We start from the raw sequence: 20395 nt of genomic DNA on the forward strand, positions 1-20395 counted from the left end.
GGTACTGCTACCAGGCGATGAGCTTCTCGGGGACGATCTCGATCACGGTGCTGTAGCGCGCGAACATCTGCTCGAGCGGGAGGCCGAGCCGCAGCATCCACTCGCGGTACTTGGCCTCGTACTCGGCCCCGATGCGCGGGGCCCACGACGGACCCGCGCCGGGCGACAGCGTCGCGGTGCCGCGGAGCACGGTGAGCTGCTCGCCGTCGGCGCCCGCCTCGAGGTGGAGCAGGACCCGGGCGTCGGCCTCGAGGTTGCGCACCTTGGCCGTGTGCGGCTCGCTGAGCACCACCGCCCGATCGCCGAGCCACAGGAACCACACCGGGACGGCGTGCGGGAAGCCGTCGCGTCCGGCGGTGCCGATCCAGGCGACCTGCTCGCTCTGCAGCCGGCCCAGCGCGCGGGCGTGGACCTCGTTCCCGGGATCGAAGACGAACGGCGTGGTCACGATTCCTCCGGTTCTCCGCTCAGCAGTCCGCGCAGCCAGTCCCGGGCCTCGACGAACACGTCGTCGGAGTATCGATCGGGATAGTGCACCACCGCGCGATCGGCCCGCGGGTACGAGCCGAGGAACACGACCTTGGGGCTGAAGCGGCGAAGCCCCAGCAGCGCGTCGGCCATGCGCTCGTCGGAGATGTGCCCGTCCGCGTCGATGACGAACCGGTAGCGGCCGAGCGCGTCGCCGATCGGGCGCGAAGCCAGGAGCGACAGGTTGATGCCGCGGGTGGCGAACTGCTCCAGCATCTCCAGCAGTGCCCCGGGGTGGTCGTCGGGAAGCTCGGCGATGAGCGACGTCTTGTCGGCGCCCGTCGGCGGCGGCGGCGCGACCGTGCGGCTCACCAAGACGAACCTGGTCACGGCGTGCGGGTTGTCGCCGATGGCCGAGGCGAGGAGCTCGAGCTCGTGGTGCTCGAGGATCCCGGGCGGGGCGATCGCGGCATCCGCATCGCTCGATCCGTCGATGAGGCCCATGGCGCTGGCGACGTTGCTCGCGGCGGGCACGTGCGCGTGCGCGGGGAGGGTCCGCGACAGCCACTGCATGCACTGGGCGTAGGCCACCGGGTGCGCCGCGATGAGCGAGACATCCTCGAGCTTGGCGCCCGGCCGCCCGACGAGCGCGAACTCGACCGGAACGAGGTACTCCCCCACGATGCGCAGCCCCGGGACGGTGGCGAGGGCGTCCTGCGCCGTCGACACGCCGCCGTCGACCGAGTTCTCGATCGCGATCATCGCGGCATCCGAGCGCCCCTCGACGACGTCGGCGAGCGCCTCGCCGACGTTTCGCACCGGGCGCCACTCGTGGCCGCGGGCCTCGGGAACCTGCGCGAGCGCGGCCTCGGTGAACGTGCCCGCGGGGCCCAGGAAGCTGTACGTGCGCCGCACGGGGACGGATGCCTCGGTCTCGAGCGCCTCGGAAGTCACGGGTGCCAGCCTAGCGAGGTGCCGGGCTGCGCCTCCGGCCTCGACAACATCTCCTCACTTCGCGTCGTGCGAGCGCCTTCTTCGGCCGAACCGGCGGCACCGCGCAGCGATCGTGAGGAGTTGTTGCGGGCGACCTGGCCGTCAACCACTGTCAAGGGCGGGACACGCGACCCCGTGACGGGGCAGACTGGACCCATGACTCGCGCAGGACAGCCGGCCGAAGCATCCGACCTCATCGACATCGATGAGCTGATCAACGCGTACTACGACGTCGTGCCCGACGCGGCCGTGCCCGAGCAGCGCGTCGCGTTCGGCACGAGCGGCCACCGCGGCTCGTCGCTCTCGGCGAGCTTCAATGAGACCCACATCCTCGCCACCACCCAGGCGATCGTCGACTACCGGCGCTCGCAGGGCATCGAGGGCCCGCTGTTCCTCGGCCGCGACACGCACGGGCTGTCGCTGCCTGCCGAGCGCAGCGCGATCGAGGTCCTCGTCGCGAACGGCGTCGACGTGCGCGTGGACTCCCGCGACTCGTGGGTGCCGACGCCGGCGCTCAGCCACGCGATCCTCACCTACAACCGCGGGAGGGATGCCGCAGACCCGGGCCGCGCCGACGGCATCGTCGTCACGCCCAGCCACAATCCTCCGCGCGACGGCGGATTCAAGTACAACCCGCCGAACGGCGGCCCCGCCGACACCGATGCGACCGGCTGGATCGCGAACCGCGCCAATGAGCTGATCGCGGCGGGTCTCGACGGCGTCGCGCGCACCCCCTTCAAGGACCTCGACGGCGACGCGCTCGGCGACTACGACTTCCGCGCTGCGTATGTGGGCGACCTGCCGAGCATCATCGACGTCGACGCGATCCGCTCCGCCGGGGTGCGCATCGGTGCGGACCCGCTCGGGGGTGCGTCGGTGGAGTACTGGGCGCTCATCGCCGAGGAGCACGGCCTCGACCTCACGGTGGTGAACCCGGACGTCGACCCGACGTGGAAGTTCATGACCCTCGACTGGGACGAGAAGATCCGCATGGATCCGTCGTCGCCGTCCGCCATGGCCGCGCTGGTCGCCCGCCGCGACGAGTACGACATCCTCACCGGCAACGACGCCGACGCCGACCGGCACGGCATCGTCACGCCCGACGCCGGGCTCATGAACCCGAACCACTACCTCGCGGTCGCGATCGACTACCTCTACTCGCACCGTCCGGATTGGCCCACGGATGCCGCGGTCGGAAAGACCCTCGTCTCGTCGATGATCATCGACCGGGTCGCCGCCGCGCTCGGCCGGCCCCTGCTGGAGGTCCCGGTCGGGTTCAAGTGGTTCGTGCCCGGCCTGCTGGACGGGTCCGTCGCGTTCGGTGGCGAGGAGTCGGCGGGGGCGTCGTTCCTGCGCAAGGACGGCACCGTGTGGACGACCGACAAGGACGGCATCCTGCTGTGCCTGCTGGCCGCCGAGATCCTGGCCGTCACCGGAAAGACCCCCTCGCAGCGGTATGCCGAGCTCGAGCAGGAGTTCGGCTCGTCGGCGTACCAGCGGGTGGATGCTCCGGCCACCCCCGCCCAGAAGTCCGCGCTCGCGAAACTCGCCCCCGAAGCGGTGACGGCGACGGAGCTCGCGGGCGAGCCGATCACCGCGAAGCTGTCCCATGCGCCCGGCAACGGCGCGGCGATCGGCGGCCTGAAGGTGCAGACCGAGCACGCGTGGTTCGCCGCCCGCCCGTCGGGCACCGAGGACGTCTACAAGCTCTACGCCGAGTCGCTTCGCGGTCCCGAGCACCTCGCCGAGGTGCAGGCCGAGGCGCGCGCGGTGGTCTCGGCAGCGCTCGGGGGCTGACGCCGCGTCAGTCCGCGATCGCCGCGGTGGACCAGCCCGGCGCGATCGTCGGCGAGAGTTCGACGGTGAGCGGGCGCGCTTCGGGCTGAGCGAGCATCCGCACCGCGGTGCGCACGGCTTCGAGCCCGAGCGCGTCGAGCGGATGCCGGACCACGGTCGCGCGCGGAAGGGCGAGGCGCGTGAGACGGCCGTCGTCGTACGCGACGAGGGAGACATCGCCGGGCACGGCGAGCCCTCGGGCCGAGATCGCGCGCAGCACGTCCACGCCCGCCAGATCGCTGACGACCAGCACCGCGGAAGGCCGTGGGTCCGCGCCCAGCAGTCCGGCGATGTACGCTCCCACATCCGCCCTGCCCGGGGTCCCCACCCACCGGTCCGGGATCACGACTCCCCGAGTGGACGCGGATGCGCGGGCGCCGCCGATCCGCCGGCGGGCGCGATCGGCGTCGGCGGCGTCGGCGACGACCGAGATGCGGTGGTGGCCGAGGTGGAGGAGGTGGTCCGCTCCCACGGCGCCGCCGGCACGATCGGATGCCGCCACCATCGCCGCGCCCGCACCGGCGGCCACCGGGCCCACGCGGACGACGGGGATTCCCCGCATCCGGAGCCGCGCGATCTCACGCGCCGTGGCGGAGCATCCCAGCAGCACCGCGGCGGGGCCGCGCCGGATGATCCCCTCGAGCCAGCCCTCCGGCGCGCCGTCGTCGATGCGGGTGAGGACGAGCCGCAGCCCCGCCCTCGACGCGCCTTTCAGCGCCCCCGCCACGAGGAGAGCCGCAGCGGGGCCCTCGAACTGTCCCGCGAGGACGAGTTCGATCACCTCCCCCTCCGCCGGAGAGCGAAGGTAACCGGCATCCAGCAGCGCGTCCTCGACCCGGCGCCGTGTCGGGGAAGCGACGTCGCCGCGGCCGTTGAGGACCTTCGACACCGTCGTGATCGACACCCCCGCCCGCGCGGCGACGCCCGCCAGCGTCACGCCCTCGGGAGCCATCGCAATCCGGGGGCGTGACCGGTCACCGCGTCACCCGCGGACGGCGGAACGGAGCGTCCGTGCGAGCGGTTCGCGGATGCGGCAGGCCTCGAATGCGAAGGCGTCCGCGAGATCCTCGGCGCCGTCGGGGTCGACGCCCTCGAAGGCGCGGGCGTAGTCGTCGACCATCGCCTCGGCGAGCATCACGTGGCGCACGTGCCCGTGGATCCACCGATGCGCGCCCCACGGGTAAGGCTGGAAGTCCGGGAACTCCTCACGGAACAGGCGTTCGACGGGATCGAGGATGCCGCGCACCCCCGCATCGGTCGATCCCCACGAATCGACGCCGAGGCGCTCCTTCTTGGCGAGCACGGGCGCGATCCGGCGCAGGTAGGCGGAGTCCGGATCGACGGTCACCACGCCCTGCAGGCCGATGTCCTTGTACGTCCACAGCGCCCAGCTGGCCTCGTGCCGGCCGTAGATCTCCAGCTGATCCTCGAGCAGGCGGTAGCGCTGCTCGTCACGCGCGGGATCACCGGTGTAGACCGGCCCGAACTCCCCGACCCAGATGGGCGTCCCCGTCTCGCGCATGTACCGGGTGCGTTCGAGGAAGGTCTCCTCGACCCGGTCGCGGTCGACGTGCTGCCCTCGGCTCACGCCGGGATACGGCCCGCCGTCGACGAATCCGGGCAGCGCGTAGTCGTGCGCCGTGTAGACGCAGTTCGGCAGCGGATCGCCGAGCTGATCGAACTGGGTGGAGTAGCGGTTTCCGTCGAGGAAGAGGATGTGATCGGGATCGACCGCGCGGATGGCGCGCTCGATGCGCTCGTAGAACGGGCCGATGGTCGACCCCTCGACGTCGGCGGGCTCGTTGATCGGGTTGTAGCCGGCGACCCACGGGTTCCCGCGGTAGTGCTCCGCGAGGTTCTCCCAGAGGTGCACGACGCGGTCCTGGAAGTGCCGGTGCGTCCAGAACGACGCCCACTGCGTGGGGTTGTCGCTGTGCCAGTGCTGGTTCTGGGCGCCCGGCAGGGCGTGCAGATCGAGGATGGTGTAGATCCCGTGGCGCGCGCACGCGTCCACGACGGAGTCCAGCAGCCGGAAGCCCTCCGGATCGAGCTCGAAGGGGGCGTCATCGGACTCGAAGTGCCGGTAGTTGAAGGGGATGCGCAGCGAGTTCAGTCCGAGCTCGGCGAGGAAGGCGGCGTCGGCATCCGTGAAGAAGACCGACAGGAACCGGTCGAAGTAGCGACGGTATCCCTCTTCACCCAGCATCCGCCGCAGTGCGCGCCGCTGCTGCGACTCGCTCCCCGCATAGCCGGTGATGAAGTTCTCCATGTTCATCCACCCGCCGAGGCCGAACCCCCGCAGCAGGACGGGCGTGCCGTCGCGGACGAGGCGGGTGCCGTCGACGGTCAGGATGTCCCGCGACGTCGGCGCGCTCACAGCTCGACCGCCGTCCACGAGACGGGCGGCAGTGTGATGGTGAGCGTTCCGTCCTCGAGCGAGGCCGAGTCGTTCGATCTCGGCGTGACCCGCTCGGGCTCGGACAGCGTGTTCGCGGCGTGGATGTCGTCGTCGTGCAGCGTGCGGACCGACCGGAGGGCCGCGGCGCCGAGCATCCGCACGTCGATCTCGAGGGACACCTCTTCGTCGAGGCTGCGGTTGACGAGGAACACCGATGTCTTGCCGGTCTCGCGGTCGTGGGTCGCCACGGCGTCGACATACGGGACCTCGCCGTATCGCTCCGTGTCGTAGCACGGGCATTCGAGCTTGAGCTCGAGCGACTCCCCACGTGCGAGGGCGGACGTGATCGAGAACGGGAAGAACGTCGTCTGCCGCCACGCCGGACCGCCCGGTTCGGTCATGATCGGTGCGATGACGTTGACGAGCTGAGCGAGCGACGCCGCCGTCACGCGGTCGGCGTGACGCAGCAGCGCGATGAGGAGACTCCCGAAGACGACCGCGTCGACGACCGAGTACTGGTCCTCGAGCAGCCGCGGTGCGACCGGCCAGGTGGCGACATCGGTGATGCGGTCGACCTCGTGGTACCGCGACTGGTACCAGACGTTCCACTCGTCGAACGAGATGTACATCACCTTGTCGCTGCCCCGGACCGCCTTGGCATGGTCGGCGGTGGCGACCACGGACTCGATGAAGCGGTCCATGTCGACCGCCGACGCCAGGAACTCCGGATAGTCGCCGTCGCGCGGCTCGTAGTACGCGTGGCACGAGATGAAGTCGACGTCGTCGTAGGTGTGCTCGAGGACGACGCGCTCCCACTCGCCGAAGGTGGGCATGTGGGCGCTCGAGCTCCCGCACACGACGAGCTGCAGATCCGCGTCGACCTGGCGCATCGCTCGCGCCGTCTTGGCGGCGAGCTGCGCGTAGTCCTCCGCGGTGCCGTGGCCCAGCTGCCACGGCCCGTCCATCTCATTCCCGAGGCACCACATCCGGATGTCGTGGGGCTCTTGCGCGCCGTTGGCGATCCTGCGGTCCGACAGGGCGGTCCCCGAGCGGATGTTGGCGTACTCGAGCACGTCGAGCGCATCCTGGACCCCGCGCGTGCCCAGGTTGACGGCGTACATCAGCTGACCGTCGATCTTGCGCAGCCAGCCGGCGAACTCGTCCAGTCCCACCTCGTTCGTCTCGGTGGAGTGCCACGCGAGATCGAGCCGGCGCGGCCGCTCCGGCCTCGGTCCCACGCCGTCCTCCCAGCGGTAGCCCGAGACGAAGTTGCCGCCGGGGTAGCGGACCGTGGAGACGCCGAGCTCCTTGACCAGGTCGATGACGTCCGTCCGGAAGCCGTCCGCGTCCGCGGACGGGTGGGACGGCTCGTAGATGCCGTCGTAGACGCAGCGGCCGAGGTGCTCGACGAAGGACCCGAACAGGCGTCGATCGATGGGACCGACGGTGAAGTGCGGATCGATGGTGAGGTGCGCGCGGATCATGTTTCTCTTCCGGGATGCGAGGGACGGGGACGAAGCTCTGGCCCGGAGGTCACTTGAGGCTTCCGATGGAGAGCCCGCCGCGCCAGTACTTCTGCAGACCGAGGAAGGCGACGATCAGCGGGATGACCGACACGAGGGAGCCGAGGATGATGATGCTCCACAGGCTCTGCCCGCCTGCCGCCCCGTACGTCGACGCGGTCGACTGCCACAGCCCGATGCCCACCGTCACGGGGAACAGCCGGTTGTCCGACAGCATGACGAGCGGCAGGAAGTAGTTGTTCCACGAGGCGACGACGGAGAGCAGCAGGACGGTCACGATGGCCGGCCGCAGCATCGGGAGTGCGACCTGCAGGAAGATCCGGAACTCACCCGCCCCGTCGACGCGGGCGGCATCGAGAAGCTCGTCCGGCACGGCATCCCGCGCGTAGACGTTCATGAGGTACACCCCGAACGGATTGAGGAGGGTCGGCACGATCACCGCCCAGATCGTGTTGGTCCACCCGATCTGCGCGAACAGCACGAACGTGGGGATCACGAGGGCGGTGGTGGGCACCATGACCGCCCCCAGCAGGATGGCGAAGGATGCCCGGCGCCCGGCGAAGCGGTACTTCGCGAAGCCGTACCCCGCCAGGACCGCCAGCGCGGTCGCGCCGACGCCGCCCACGATCGCGTACAGCGCGGAGTTGCCCAGCCACCGCGCGTAGATCCCGCCGCCGTACGTGAACAGGTCGACCAGGTTGTCGAGGTAGTGGACGCCGCCGGAGAACCACAGGGCGCTCTCCCCGCCGAAAAGTCCGGCGGCCGTCTTCGAGCTGTTGACGATCAGCCACCAGAACGGGATCAGGAAGTAGATCATCAGCGCCAGGAGCACGATGTTCAGCGGGATGCGCCCGCGGGCGGGCGCCGCCCGCCGTCGCTCGATCGGGCGGCGCGGCGCAGCGGCTTCGGTGCGCTCGATGGGTGCGACGCTCATGAGATGAAGCTCCCTCGCTTGCGGGTGGCGAACAGGAAGATGTACACGCAGATGAACACAACCGCACCCAGTGCGAACGAGATCGCGGCGCCGTAGTTGTAGTTCGCCAGCGAGAACGCCTGCTGGTAGGCGTACATGTTGGGTGTGAAGTCGTCGGGGATCGCGCCGGCGGCGAGCTGCTGCAGGATCTTCGGCTCGTTGAAGAACTGCAGCGTCCCGATGAGGGCGAACACGAGGATCAGCAGGAGGGCGGGCGTGAGCAGTGGGATCTTGATCCGCAGGACGATCTGCCACTGAGATGCGCCGTCGATGCGCGCCGCCTCGTAGAGCGTCGGGTCGATCCCCTGGAGGGCGGCGTACAGGATGATCATGTAGTACCCGGCCCACTGCCACGTGACGATGTTGAGCAGGCCGTAGAAGATGAGGCTGCTGCTGAGGAAGTCCGGTGGACTCGCGCCGAACAGCCCGAAGATCTCGGCGAGGGGACCGAAGTTGTCGCTGTAGAGGAAGCCCCACATCAGCGCGCCGATCACCGTCGGGATCGCGTACGGCATGAAGATCATGAGCCGCGAGAATCGCGCGAAACGCGTGATGACGATGTCGAGGATGAGGGCGATCGCCAGCGAGACGGCCATCTGGAGAGGGATCAGCACGAGAGAGAACCGCACGACGAACCAGACGCCGTCCAGGAAGGACGGATCGGTGAACGCCTTGGCGTAGTTCCCGAAGAGCACGAACCGCGTGCCGCCGATGAGCGACTTCTGGAACATGCTCAGGTACAGCGCGTAGCCGATCGGCAGCACGAGCATCGCGATGAAGATGATCGCGAACGGCCCGACGAACAGCCAGCCGAACGTGTTCTGCCGCGCATTCGTCGAGCGTCGCATCCCGGTCTTCGTCAGCGCGCTCTTGGGTGTGGTGGTGGAAGTCATCAGTGCTCCTGGTCTGGGAGGGCGCACGCCGCCCCGTTGAGGGACGGCACGAGCCGGCCCGCAGCGCGGGCCGGCCGTGCGCGCGGGGTCACTCGACGGTGAACCCCTGCTCCTCCGCGTATGCCACGACGGCCTCCTGCAGGGCGTCCGCAGCCTCGGAGCCCGTTGCCTGGCCCTCGTTGATCCGGGCGATCTGCTCGGTCAGCGCCGAGTAGTAGAACTGCCCGAGAGGCGTGTAGACCATGCCGGTGTAGGCGTTCGCCGCCGGGACATACACCTCCTTGTTGGCCTGCTGGCCGCTGAAGAAGGGCACCTCGTAGTCCTGGAACTCCGCGGAGTCGAGGACGTTGACGTTGAGCGGGAAGATGATCTGGTTCTGCCAGCCGTCATCGAGCGAGGCCTCGTCGGCGTAGACGCCGAAGGCGACCTTCGCGGCCAGCTCGGGGTCGGATGCCTGGCTGCTCACCACGAAGGCGGAACCGCCCCAGTTGATCGCGATCGGGTTGCTCGTGTCCCACTGCGGCATGGGCGCCACGGCCCAGACCCCGGCATCCGCGCCCTCGCCGACGCCCGCGCCCTGGAGGTAGCCGGGAGCCCACGCGGCCGAGAGATAGGTGGCGTAGTCCCCGCCGATCACGCCGGCGATGTACTCGGGCGTGAACTGGTCCTCCGTGCCGACGAGCTCCTTCTCGACCAGGCCGTCCCAGTAGTCCAGGACCTCCTTGATCTCGGGGCTGTTGAGGTTGATGCCGATCTGACCGCCGTTCGCGGGGTCGTACGTGAACGGCTCCGCGCCGTTCTGGTACATCAGTGCCGTGACCTCGGCGGGCTGGTTCGCGGCGAAGCTGGCGAACACGGGTCCGCCGGCATCCTTCACCTGCTGCGCGGTCGCCTCGAACTCCTCCCACGTCGTCGGCGGGGTGATGCCGTACTCGTCGAAGATGTCGGTGCGATAGATCATGCCCATCGGCCCGCCGTCGATCGGCGCGCCGTAGACGCCGTCACCGACGGAGACGTCCTGCCAGGCGCCGTCGCTGAAGTTGTCCTTGACGTCCTCGTAGCCGAGGTCAGACAGGTCGACGAGCGCTTCCTGGATCTGGAACGCCGGGATGCGGTCCGCTTCGACCATCATGACGTCGGGGGCGCCGGTGCCCGCCGAGATCGCCGTCTGGAACTTGTCGTAGGCGTCACCACCGGCGCCGGCGTTGGTCCAGCAGACCTGGACCTCGTCGTTGGCCTCGTTGAAGTTGTCGACCACGAGCTCGGAGTTCGGGTACCACGCCCACAGGGTGACGACCGGCAGGTCGGGCTTGGGGATGGTGTTGGTGCAGTTGGAGGCGTCGGCGCCGCCTCCGTTGTTCTGACCGCCGCCGTCGTCTCCGCCGCCGGTGCACGCTGAGAGCGCGCCGGCGAGGACGAGTGTCGCAGCAGCCGCGATGACTGGCTTCGTCTTCACGTGATCTTCCCTTTCGGATGCTTGGACTTCTCTGTCGTGCGCACCAGGTACGGCGGGCGGTCGGTGGGCGACGGCCCTCACGTCCTGTACAACGTTGTACTTTCAACGTTGTAGAAAGGATGCCGCGAAGGGACCCCGGGTGTCAAGATCCCTCGAAACATTTGCGGCCCGGGACAGGTAACGATTCGGTAGCGCCCGCGTCAGTAGTCGACCGGTGCCGGGCCGAGCTCCGCGAGGAGGGCGCTCATGGCGGCGTACGCCCTGTCGCGGTACGCCGTCAGCTCGTCGATGCGCTCCGGCGGCGTGGAGAGGAAGCCCCGCCCCGCCTTGACGCCGAGCGCCCCGGACTGCACGCGCTCGCGGAGCACCTCGGGTTCGGAGAACCGCTCCGGGTACGCCTCCGACAGCGAGCGGTAGCAGAAGTCGTACACGTCCAGGCCCGCGATGTCGGCGATGGCGAACGGCCCGAAGAAGGGCAGCCGGAACCCGAAGGTCGTCCGCGCGATGCGGTCCACGGCCTCGGCCGAGGCCACGCCCTCCTCCACGAGACGCGCGGCTTCTCCGAAGAGGGCGTACTGCAGCCGGTTGAGGACGAACCCCGTCACGTCGGCGATCGGGACCGCGGACTTGCCGCAGTCCTCGAGCAGGCCGACGATCTCGGCGACGGCGTCGGAGCGGGTCGCGGCGTGCGGGATGACCTCGACGCCCGGGATGAACGTGGCGGGGTTGCTGAAGTGGATGCCGAGGAACCGACCGGGCTCCGGCACGGCCTCGGCGAGCACGCCGATGCTGATCGTCGACGTGTTGCTGCCGATCAGGGCCTCGCGCCGCGCCGCCGCGCCGATCCGGCGGAGCGTGTCGTGCTTGAGCTCGAGGATCTCCGGAACGGCCTCCTCGATCAGGTCGACCTCTGCCACCGCCTCCTCGATCGACGACGCCGCGGACACCCTCGAGCCGACCACCTGCGCCGCCCCGTGGGGGAACAGTCCGCGACGCTCGAACTCCTCCGCTTCGCGCACGAGCCGCGCTCGGTTGGCCTCGGCGATCTCCGCGCTGACGTCGGCGAGCACCACGTCCCGACCGGACATCGCGACGACCTGCGCGATGCCGCCGCCCATGTAGCCCGAGCCGACCACTGCCACCCGCGCGATCATCGCGTCCCGCTCTCGTAGGCGTCGATCAGCCCGACCTTGACGGCCGAGGCGGATCCGGGATCGAAGCGGTGTCCGAGCCACTCGCCGACGAGCTTCTTGGCGAGTTCGGGGCCGATCACACGCGCGCCCAGGGTGAGGATCTGCGCGTTGTTGGAGAGCACCGACCTCTCCACCGAGTAGGAGTCGTGCGCCGTGACGGCGCGGATCCCCGGGACCTTGTTCGCCGCGATGGCCACGCCCAGTCCGGTTCCGCACACCAGGAGCGCACGATCGGCTCCTCCCGCGGCGACGAGCTCGGCCGCGCGCACGGCGACGCTCGGGTACGGCGTGTCGTCGTCGGGGCCGACGCCGACGTCGGTCACCGCGTCGACGCGTGCGTCCGCCTCGAGCATCGCCTTGAGCGCGTCCTTGTACTCCCTGCCGGCGTCATCGGCGCCGACCACGATCTTCCAGCCCATGGTTCAGTCCTCTCCCAGGCGACGCTCGACGGCGTCGATCACGACGGTGAATGAGACGGCACCCGGATCGGGGTGCCCGATGCTCCGGGCGGCCAGCGGCCGCGCACGCCCGAGGCGCGGCGAGAGGGCGGCTGTCGCATCCGCCGCCGCTCGCGCCGCCACCGCTCCGGCAGCCAGCGCGTCCCGCACGTCGTGTCCGGCGTCGACGGCGTCGGCGAACGCGACCTCGAAGGGAACGATCGCGTCGAGCATCGTCTTGTCGCCGAGTTCGGCGCCGCCGAGCGACTGGACGCGCTCGCGCGCGGCGCGGATCGCGGCGGCGAGCGCCGCGGGGCCGAGCGAGCCCGCGGCGCCGAGCGAGGCACCGAGCGCCTGCAGACCGGCCCCCCACAGGGCGCCGGAGGTGCCGCCGGCGGTCTCCGCCCAGGCGTCGGCCGCGGCCTCCAGGACGGCTTCGATGCCCGCGGCGTCACCGGCCCCGTCGGCGGCCGCGGTCGCGGCGGCGATCCCCCGCAGCATCCCGACGCCGTGGTCGCCGTCGCCGGCGATGGCGTCGAGGTCTCCGAGGCGTCCGGACTCCGCGTCGATCGCGTCGCGCGCCGCCGCGAACAGCCGGAGCGCGACCGCCGCCGCCACGCGGGACTCGGCCGGCACGACAGCGGGGGCGGGGGGCCCGGGATCGGACGCGGGCCCCGGCTCCGGCGCGGCCGGTCGCGGCTCCGAAGCGACCGGCTCCGCGGCGACCGTCGACGAGGGCGGAAGCGGCGCCCCCTTGCGGAACGCGGGTGCGGCGGCCGCGGCGCGCCACAGCGCCTCGAGCTCGTCGTCGAGCCACATCGTCGTCAGCGACACGCCGCTCATGTCCAGGCTGGTGACGAGCTCGCCGCACACCGGCTCGACGACGGCGACTCCCTGCTGGGCGAGCAGATCGCTCACGTGACCGAACAGCGCGAACAGATCCTCGTACTTGACCGTCCCCAGCCCGTTCACGAGGACCACCGCTCGGTCGGCGCCGTCCGGGCGCTCCGCCAGCAGCGGCCCCAGGAGGGTCTGCGCCAGCTGCGCCGCGTCCTGCAGGGGCTCGTCTCGCACGCCGGGCTCGCCGTGGATGCCGAGACCGACCGACATGGATCCCTCGGGGACCTCGAACAGGGGGTGGTCCGCGCCCGGGAGGGTGCAGCCGGCGAAGGCGACGCCGTGCGTCCGCGTCCGCTCGTTCGCGCGACGGGCGAGCCGCTCGACCTCGTCGATGCCGTCGCCTCGCTCCGCGGCCGCACCGGCCACGTGGAAGACGCACACGATCCCTGCGATCCCGCGGCGGCGGTCCTCCTCGCCGGCGGGCGCGCTGGCGACATCGTCGGTGATGAGCACGGTGCGCGTGTCGATTCCGCGCTCGCGCAGGCGTCGCTGCGCCTCCCCGAAGTGCAGGACGTCGCCGGCGTACTGGCCGAAGGTGAACAGGATGCCGCCGCCGGCGTCCGCGGCTTCGGCGACGCGCAGCGCTTGACCTGTCGACGGCGACGTGAAGACGTTCCCGCAGACCGCTCCCGCCGCCATCCCCTGTCCGACGTAGCCGGCGAAGGCGGGGTAGTGCCCCGAGCCGCCGCCGATCAGCACCGCGGTGCGACCGGGTGCGAGCGGCTGAGCCCGCACCACCCCGCCGTCCACGAGGCGCACCTCCTCGGCGTGCGCGAGCGCGAACCCGCGCAGCGCGTCCGGCACGAAACGATCGGCATCCGTGACGATCCGGGTCATCGCCCCTCCCTCGGGTTCGGCTGCCGGACCCGGCTGGCCGCGCTCACCGGGCCGGCCGCGGGCAGCACGCGTGTGCGCAGGTAGTCGCGGTTCGCGGCGCTCATGCTGAGGCCGTCGCCGCCGTAGTGCTCGACGCAGACGACGCCGTCGAAACCCGCGCGCGCCATCGTCTTCGCGCATGCGCGGTAGTCGATGACGCCGGACTCGAGGTAGGCGGGCACGGCGGCGTAGATCCCGTCGCCGGGCGACTCGTAGCGGGCGTAGTTCTTCACGTGCCAGAAGTTGGCGTAGGGTGCCGTCTGCTCGATGAGGTCCCTCCAGTCCTCCACCGGCCGGGAAAGGCGGATGAGGTTGCCGATGTCGGGGTTGAGGCCGACGGCGTCGAGGCCGATCTCCTCCACCAGCCGGACCGCGGACGCGGCCGTGCCGAGGTACGTGTCCTCGTAGAGCTCGAGCGAGAGCAGCAGGCCGGATGCGCCAGCGTGCTCCCCGAGCTCGCGGAACCGCGCGGCGGCCAGACTCCACGCGTCGGGGTCGTCGACGTCGTCGACGTGGCCTGTCGCCGTCCAGAACCACAGCCGGTTCCGCTGCTCGTCCGTGAGAGCGCGGTGCAGCCCCACCGAGATCACGGACGCGCCGAGCTCGGCGGCCGCGTCGATGCAGCGATGGAGGTACGCGAGGTGGTCCGCACCGGCATCCGGATCGGTCACGCTCCGCCGGATGGCCGACATGGATGCCGCGGCGAGGCCCGCTTCGGAGAGGCACTCCTTCAGTCCCCGCAGCTGCTCCGGCGAGAGGTCGCCGTAGGGCACCCATGAGTCGGTGAGGTCGACGAGGTCGAAGCCCGCGCCGCGGACCTCGATCAGGTCTTCACGCCATCGCCGGAGCGACGTTCCGGCTCCGTCGTCCGCGGGGGAGGCATCCCCCATCGACAGCATGGCGGCCGCGATCGGCCAATCCTCGGCAGTTCGCACGCTCGTCTCCTTCGACCTTCATCGCTGCGCCGTTCGCAGTTTACAACGTTGCAGAGAATTCTCGCACGACGGATCCCCGCGCGGCTCTCGCGCGCCGTCGACGGCGCCGAGCGAGATACGGCCGACCCGACCGGGCGCACTAGAGTACGTAGATCGCCAGAAAGAAGGTCAGCCGCAGTGGGATCGACCATGCACGATGTCGCCCGCGTCGCGGGGGTCTCCATCAAGACCGTCTCGAACGTCATCAACGACTATCCCCACGTTCGTCCGGCGACGCGCGAGCGCGTGCTGGCGGCGATCTCCGAGCTCGACTACCGCCCCAACCTCGCCGCGCGCGGCCTGCGCAGCGGCCGCTCCGGGGTCATCGGCCTCGCGGTCCCCGCGCTGCGCGAGAACTACTTCGCCGAGCTCGCCGACGCGGTCATCCGCGCCGCGGAGCGCCGGGGTCTGGGCGTCGTCGTCGAGCAGACCAGCGGCGAGCGCGACGCCGAGCTGCTCTCGGTGTCGGGAGCCTCGCGGCCCCGCTTCCTCGACGGCCTGCTCTTCAGCCCCGTCAGCCTCGGGCAGTCCGACATCGACGCGCTCCAGACCCCGCTGCCCATCGTGCTGCTCGGCGAGCGGATCTTCGGCGGACCGACCGACCACGTCGCCATGCACAACACCAGCGCCGCACAGGCGGCCGTCGAGCACCTCCTCGGCATCGGGCGCCGACGCATCGCGATCATCGGCGCCGATCCCGACGCGGATGTCGGCCTCGACAGCCCCGGTGAGCACACGGAGGTCAACAGCGCGAGCCTCCGGCTGCGGGGATACCGTCAGGCGCTCGAAGGCGCGGGCATCGAGGTGGATGCCGATCTGATCCGCCCCAGCGAGCACTGGAACCGCGCCGGCGGTGCGCAGGCGGTCGAGCGGATGCGTGAAGCCGGCGTCGACTTCGACGCGGTGTTCGCGCTCAACGACACGCTCGGGCTGGGTGCGCTGCGCGCCCTCGGTGCGGCGGGGGTCTCGGTGCCCGACGACGTCGCCGTGATCGGCTTCGACAACATCGACGAGTCGCGGTACTCGGTGCCGTCGATGTCGACGGTGGACACCGGACGCGACGAGATCGCGCAGACCGCCGTCGACCTGCTCCTCGAGCGGATCAACGAGAAGGACTCTCCGGTCCCCCCGCGCACGATCAAGCCCGACTTCCGCCTCATCCGCCGGGAGTCCACCGGGTTCCACGACGACTGAGTCAGCGGGTCGCCGGCTCCTGCTCGCCGGCCTCCTCGACCGTCGGGGTCGCCTCGACGCGCTCGGTCGCGTCGGCACGATCGGACGCTTCGGCGGACCCGGTCGGGTCGGCGGAGGACGACGAAGACGGCGCGCCGGCGGCGGTCGCCGCCGCGACGGCGGCATCGATGCGCGCCTGAATCCGCTGCTGAGAGCGCTTGCGAGTTTTCAGGAACAGCGCGACGGCTCCGGCCAGGAGCGCGATCAGAAGCAGCTGCGACCACGGGACAGCCCACACGCCGAAGGACGTGGCCGCGGCGGGGAGAGGCCCGTCGATCTCGTCCTCGCCGACCGTCAGGGGCTGCGCGTCGACATCGCCCCACGCGAAGAACAGCGGCCACACCGCCATGGTCTCGGTCACGACTCCACCCGTGCCGGGCAAGATCTCCCGGTGCTGCGAGGTCGCCGAGGCCGCGGCGAGGCCGAGCGGGCCGGCGACCGTGGTGTCGGCTTCCGCGCCGAGCCGGACGTTTCCGGCGTTGGACAGGGTGTACGTGACGGTGACCGTTCCGGGGGCGAACGGGTTCCACGACGGGGTGTACGACGCCGTCACCGCCTCGGGCACGAGTGCGGGGACGATGTCCCCCGATACGCGGAGGTGCGCGCGCACCCCGACGCGCGAGGCGAACTGCACGCCCGATCCCGCGTCGGGCACGAGCTCCGCCACGATCCCGGCGGGGTGGTCGCCCGGCGTCGCGTTCTCCGGGACGGCGATCTGCACCGGGATGAGCAGCACCGACTCCTCCGGAACCTCGACGAGAAGCCCGCCGCCCTCCCGCGCGGCCGCTCCGGTCAGGTCACCGAAGCCGATCCAGGATCCGCCGTCCGTCGCAGGCTCGTCGTTCGGAATGAGATCGAAGTCGCCGTCCGCGGTGATCGTGCCGTCGCTGGCATAGACGGCGAACGTCGCCGGGCGCGGCCCGAAGTTCGTGAGGGCGATCCGGTCGTCCACCACGGAGCCCGGATCGATCGTGTGACGAAGCGACACGCGGCCGTCCGGGCCGCTTTCGTCGGCGGGCTGGACAGCCCAGGTCGTGCCCTGGGGGGTGGGCGTGGGGGTGGCGTCGGCGGCGACAGCAGGCCCGGAGGGCACGCCGGCCGCGAGCAGCGCGGCGGCGACGAGGACGACGGGGAGGCGCAGGGGGAGGATGCGGTTCATGTTCTCTCACGGATGGGTGTGATGCGCGGCCGACCGGGTGATCCCGGCCGGCCGCGCATCGTTGCGATGTGTCAGTCCACCGGGAACAGGGACACGGTCAACATCCCCGTGTAGGTTCCCGGCTGGGTGCCCACGGGCACCTCGAGCATCAGATCGGCGTCCATGGTCGCCGAGCCGAATCGACCCTCGCTGCTCGCGGTCGCGAGTGCGCTGGGGGTCTCCAGACCCGGTCCGCCATCGAGCACCGTCTCCACCGGCGGCCCCTCGACCAGCCCCGGACGGGGCGTGAGCACGTGGGGCACCCACCCGAAGTGGTCGGCGGTGATGGTCTGACCGGCCGAGGTGAACGCGTCGGCCTGTCCGGTGACCGACCAGCCTCCGACTCCCGCCTGCTGCGCAGTGCGCGAATCGCTCACCGTGACCTCGGGCAGCTTGCCCGTCATCCGCAGCCGGTCGCCCATGTTCTCGGGCTCCGACAGCGCGACGCCGTCACCGAAGTCGGCGATCGTGAGCGCGAGAACACCGTTCTCACCCTCGGGGATCGTCGCCTCCACCGGAATGCCGGCTGACGTGTCGCCCTTGAACAGACGCGGCAGGAAGTCGATCAGCGACTTCTGCCAGACATCCCAGCTGTGCGGACCCGGGATGATCGGGGCGAACTCGTGCTCGACCCCGCGATCCTCGAGGCTGCTGATCAGGCTCAGCGTCGCACCGTAGGTGAAGTCCTGGATGTCACCCGAGTAGATCCGCATGAGCTTGGTCCCCTCGTTGATGGCATCCACGTCCGCGTTCGCCGGCACGCTGCCGAAGGCCGACATCGCGCCGATGTAGGCGAACGCACCGGGGTGCGCCCACAGTGTGCTGAGCGTGTGCCCGGAGCCCATCGACAGCCCCGCGAGCGCCCGGTCCTCGGCCTCGCTGCTGACGTTGTACTGCTCTTCGGCGGCGACGGTGATGCGCTGCGTGATCTCGTTGGGGAAGTTCACGCCGTTGCCGTTGGCCATCACGACCACCATCGGGACGATGTTGCCCTGGAGGTAGTGGTTGTCCAGGATCTGGGCGGCGAAGCCGACCTCGACCCAGTCCGTCCACGTCTGTCCGCCACCGTGCTGGAGGTAGAACACGGGATACGGCTCTTCGCGCTCGGGGTCGTAACCCGGAGGCGTCCAGACGTAGGCCGAGCGCGTGGGGTTGCCGTTCGCGCTGCTCGTGTACTCCATGACCTCGACGCTGCCGCGCGACTCGGGCGCGACGGGCGTCGTGTACTCGCCGCGGAGCGTCTCGTCACCGGGAACCTGGAACGTGCTCCAGTTCGGCTCGGAGAACACCGTCGTCGGGTTGGTCTCGTCCTTGTGGTCGACACCCTCCACGACGAACTTGTAGTAGTACGAACCCGGCTCGACCGGCATCGTCAGACGCCAGCGACCGTCGTCCTGCTTCGTCATGGGCGTGCGCGGCCAGCTGCCGGCGGGGCCGAAGTTCCCCCACACCGTCACGTTGTTCGCGTCGGCGAACTCGGTGCCGGTCTCGAAGGTGACGACGCCGTTCTCGTCGGTCCAGGGCGTGGGCGTGGTCCCGGGCGCGGGCAGCGCGTGCGGCTCGAGCGGCAGGTGGCCCTCGCTCGGTCCTGTGTCACCGGGAGATGCGAACACCCGCTGCGCGAAGTCGTGCAGGGCCTTCTGCCACGTGTCCCACGTGCCCCCGGTCTCCGGGTCGGAGCCGTCCGACTGGAACTCGACACCGGCGGCGCCGAGCTTGTCGGCGAGCGCGACCGTGCCGTTGTACCGCGGGTCCGTCACATTTCCCACGTAGAGGCGGATGAGATCGGTCGCGTCGTTGATCTGCGCCGCCTTGTCCGCACTGATGTTCGCCGCGAGGCTTCCCGAGAACGAGCCGACCTTCGAGAACACACCCGTGTCGGTGATCTGCAGGTTCAGCGCCTGCGACGCTCCCCGGCCGATGCCGGCGATCGCGCGACCGGCGGCCTCGTCCGAGACGTTGTAGGCGCCCTCGGCCGCGGGAAGGATGTTGTCGATCACCTCGGCGCGCGCGTCCGTGGAGTCGCCGTCTCCCATGACCACGACCATCGGCTCGGCGTTCCCCTCGACCGTGAGGTTGTCGAGGATCTGCCCGAGGCGGCCGAGCTCGGCCCACTCCCGGTAGCTCTGACCGGAGTCCGGCAGGAGGTAGAGCACCGGGTAAGGCTCCGCGCGATCGGCGTCGTAGCTCGGCGGCGTCCACACGAGGGCCGAACGCTCGGCGTCGGCGACCGAGCTGTCGTACGTGAGGGTCTCGAGGCTGCCGCCCGCGGGGACGTCGGCCAGCCACTCCGCACCCGGCCCGTCCACGAACAGCGTGTTCCAGGTCGGCTTCGCGGTCACCTCGACGGGGCTGGCGGGGTTGCGGAACGCGACCGCATCCTCACCCCACGACGGCCGCGCGGTGTACTGGTAGTAGTAGAGGCCCGGCTCGAGCGGACCGATCGTGGAAGTCCAGTTGCCTCCGCTCGCCCCCATGTTGAGGGTCGTCCACGTCTTTCCGGGCGCGAAGTTGCCCTCGACGGCGACGACCGAGGGGTCGACCCCCGTGGCGGGTTCGATCGCCGCGTCGGGCACGGTGAAGCGGTAGACGTCGGCGACGACGTTCTCCACCTCCGCGACCCAGGGATCCTCCGCGGCTGTCGCGGACTGCACCGCGAGCAGCGATGTCGCCCCCAACGCGGCGACGGTGGCCACAGCGGCCAGAGTGCGCCGGGAGCGCTTGTCGGAGCCCCGGCTTCGATGTCTCAAAATCACCTTCGATTCCTCTCGTGTCCACCTCGCACGGCGTCATGCGAGTGTGTGCCCGGGCCGAAGACCCAAGACCACGCCCAGGCGGCGACAGAAACGCGGCGAAGCTCCGCGAGCGGTTTACAACGTCGTAAATTCCCGTCGCGCCCCATGCTGACGCGGATGCGATCGAAGGTCAAGAGAATTCTCTATAACGTTGTATATTGACGTGGCGAACGTCGTGGACCCGGTCAGGTCCCTCTCACGCGCCCGACGGATGGCCGGCCTCCCCCGCCCGCCGCCCCCCTGGTCCGA

Annotated in this window: 16 protein-coding genes; 2 read left to right on the forward strand and 14 right to left on the reverse strand. The window is 70.5% G+C overall.

Annotated elements, in window-relative coordinates; genetic code table 11:
- Nucleotides 1–7 precede the first annotated feature (7 nt).
- Together ACFQ0P_RS04345 and pheA are read right to left on the reverse strand one after the other, a co-directional pair.
- Entirely contained in the window at nucleotides 8–448 is a 441-nt protein-coding gene (locus ACFQ0P_RS04345) for a pyridoxamine 5'-phosphate oxidase family protein (RefSeq protein WP_204980734.1), read from the reverse strand.
- Nucleotides 445–1422 (reverse strand): prephenate dehydratase, encoded by a 978-nt coding sequence (gene pheA, locus ACFQ0P_RS04350; protein WP_204980737.1) that lies wholly within the window; start codon nucleotides 1420–1422, stop codon nucleotides 445–447. Before pheA ends, ACFQ0P_RS04345 begins: the two co-directional genes overlap by 4 nt.
- 195 nt (nucleotides 1423–1617) lie before the next feature.
- On the opposite strand from pheA, the gene pgm reads away from it, so the two are divergent.
- A complete protein-coding gene (gene pgm / locus ACFQ0P_RS04355; RefSeq protein ID WP_204980739.1) occupies nucleotides 1618–3258 on the forward strand; it encodes a phosphoglucomutase (alpha-D-glucose-1,6-bisphosphate-dependent) in 1641 nt (546 codons plus the stop codon).
- Between the two features lie 7 nt (nucleotides 3259–3265).
- Here the strand turns inward: pgm and ACFQ0P_RS04360 are convergent, their stop codons facing one another.
- From ACFQ0P_RS04360 to ACFQ0P_RS04405, 10 genes are all read right to left on the reverse strand, one after another.
- Complete coding sequence (locus ACFQ0P_RS04360; protein WP_204980741.1) at nucleotides 3266–4249, reverse strand: LacI family DNA-binding transcriptional regulator; 984 nt, start codon at nucleotides 4247–4249, stop codon at nucleotides 3266–3268.
- Between the two features lie 30 nt (nucleotides 4250–4279).
- A complete protein-coding gene (locus tag ACFQ0P_RS04365; RefSeq protein WP_204980743.1) occupies nucleotides 4280–5674 on the reverse strand; it encodes a glycoside hydrolase family 5 protein in 1395 nt (464 codons plus the stop codon).
- Nucleotides 5671–7179, reverse strand: a complete 1509-nt coding sequence (arfA, locus tag ACFQ0P_RS04370; RefSeq protein WP_204980745.1) for an arabinosylfuranosidase ArfA — start codon at nucleotides 7177–7179, stop codon at nucleotides 5671–5673. The genes ACFQ0P_RS04365 and arfA overlap by 4 nt, the downstream gene beginning before the upstream one ends.
- A gap of 49 nt (nucleotides 7180–7228) precedes the next feature.
- Nucleotides 7229–8152, reverse strand: a complete 924-nt coding sequence (locus ACFQ0P_RS04375) for a carbohydrate ABC transporter permease (protein ID WP_204980747.1) — start codon at nucleotides 8150–8152, stop codon at nucleotides 7229–7231.
- Nucleotides 8149–9084: a carbohydrate ABC transporter permease gene (locus ACFQ0P_RS04380; protein ID WP_204980749.1), complete on the reverse strand. Its 936-nt coding sequence runs from the start codon at nucleotides 9082–9084 to the stop codon at nucleotides 8149–8151. The genes ACFQ0P_RS04375 and ACFQ0P_RS04380 overlap by 4 nt, the downstream gene beginning before the upstream one ends.
- Before the next feature lie 88 nt (nucleotides 9085–9172).
- Nucleotides 9173–10540, reverse strand: coding sequence for an ABC transporter substrate-binding protein (locus ACFQ0P_RS04385; RefSeq protein ID WP_204980751.1), 1368 nt, complete (start codon nucleotides 10538–10540; stop codon nucleotides 9173–9175).
- Nucleotides 10541–10740: 200 nt separating this feature from the next.
- A complete protein-coding gene (locus ACFQ0P_RS04390) occupies nucleotides 10741–11694 on the reverse strand; it encodes a 3-hydroxyacyl-CoA dehydrogenase family protein (RefSeq protein ID WP_204980753.1) in 954 nt (317 codons plus the stop codon).
- A complete protein-coding gene (locus tag ACFQ0P_RS04395) occupies nucleotides 11691–12152 on the reverse strand; it encodes a ribose-5-phosphate isomerase (RefSeq protein WP_204980756.1) in 462 nt (153 codons plus the stop codon). The genes ACFQ0P_RS04390 and ACFQ0P_RS04395 overlap by 4 nt, the downstream gene beginning before the upstream one ends.
- A gap of 3 nt (nucleotides 12153–12155) precedes the next feature.
- The gene (locus ACFQ0P_RS04400; protein ID WP_204980758.1) at nucleotides 12156–13907 is read right to left on the reverse strand and encodes a dihydroxyacetone kinase family protein; all 1752 of its coding nucleotides are present in this window, start codon (nucleotides 13905–13907) and stop codon (nucleotides 12156–12158) included.
- Nucleotides 13904–14881 carry a sugar phosphate isomerase/epimerase family protein gene (locus tag ACFQ0P_RS04405; RefSeq protein ID WP_204980760.1) on the reverse strand — a complete coding sequence of 326 codons (978 nt, stop codon included), beginning with the start codon at nucleotides 14879–14881 and terminating at the stop codon, nucleotides 13904–13906. Before ACFQ0P_RS04405 ends, ACFQ0P_RS04400 begins: the two co-directional genes overlap by 4 nt.
- A 189-nt stretch (nucleotides 14882–15070) precedes the next feature.
- Here ACFQ0P_RS04405 and ACFQ0P_RS04410 point away from each other — a divergent pair, with 189 nt between their 5' ends.
- On the forward strand, nucleotides 15071–16114 hold the full coding sequence (locus ACFQ0P_RS04410; RefSeq protein ID WP_378771467.1) for a LacI family DNA-binding transcriptional regulator: 1044 nt from the start codon (nucleotides 15071–15073) through the stop codon (nucleotides 16112–16114).
- 1 nt (nucleotide 16115) lies between these two features.
- Here ACFQ0P_RS04410 and ACFQ0P_RS04415 read toward each other — a convergent pair whose 3' ends face one another.
- Both ACFQ0P_RS04415 and ACFQ0P_RS04420 read right to left on the reverse strand, forming a co-directional pair.
- Nucleotides 16116–17312, reverse strand: coding sequence for a hypothetical protein (locus ACFQ0P_RS04415; RefSeq protein WP_204980764.1), 1197 nt, complete (start codon nucleotides 17310–17312; stop codon nucleotides 16116–16118).
- Nucleotides 17313–17383: 71 nt separating this feature from the next.
- Complete coding sequence (locus tag ACFQ0P_RS04420) at nucleotides 17384–20047, reverse strand: alpha/beta hydrolase-fold protein (protein WP_204980772.1); 2664 nt, start codon at nucleotides 20045–20047, stop codon at nucleotides 17384–17386.
- Between the last annotated feature and the right edge of the window lie 348 nt (nucleotides 20048–20395).

The organism is Microbacterium insulae, assembly GCF_042677065.1.
Taxonomy (GTDB): domain Bacteria; phylum Actinomycetota; class Actinomycetes; order Actinomycetales; family Microbacteriaceae; genus Microbacterium; species Microbacterium insulae.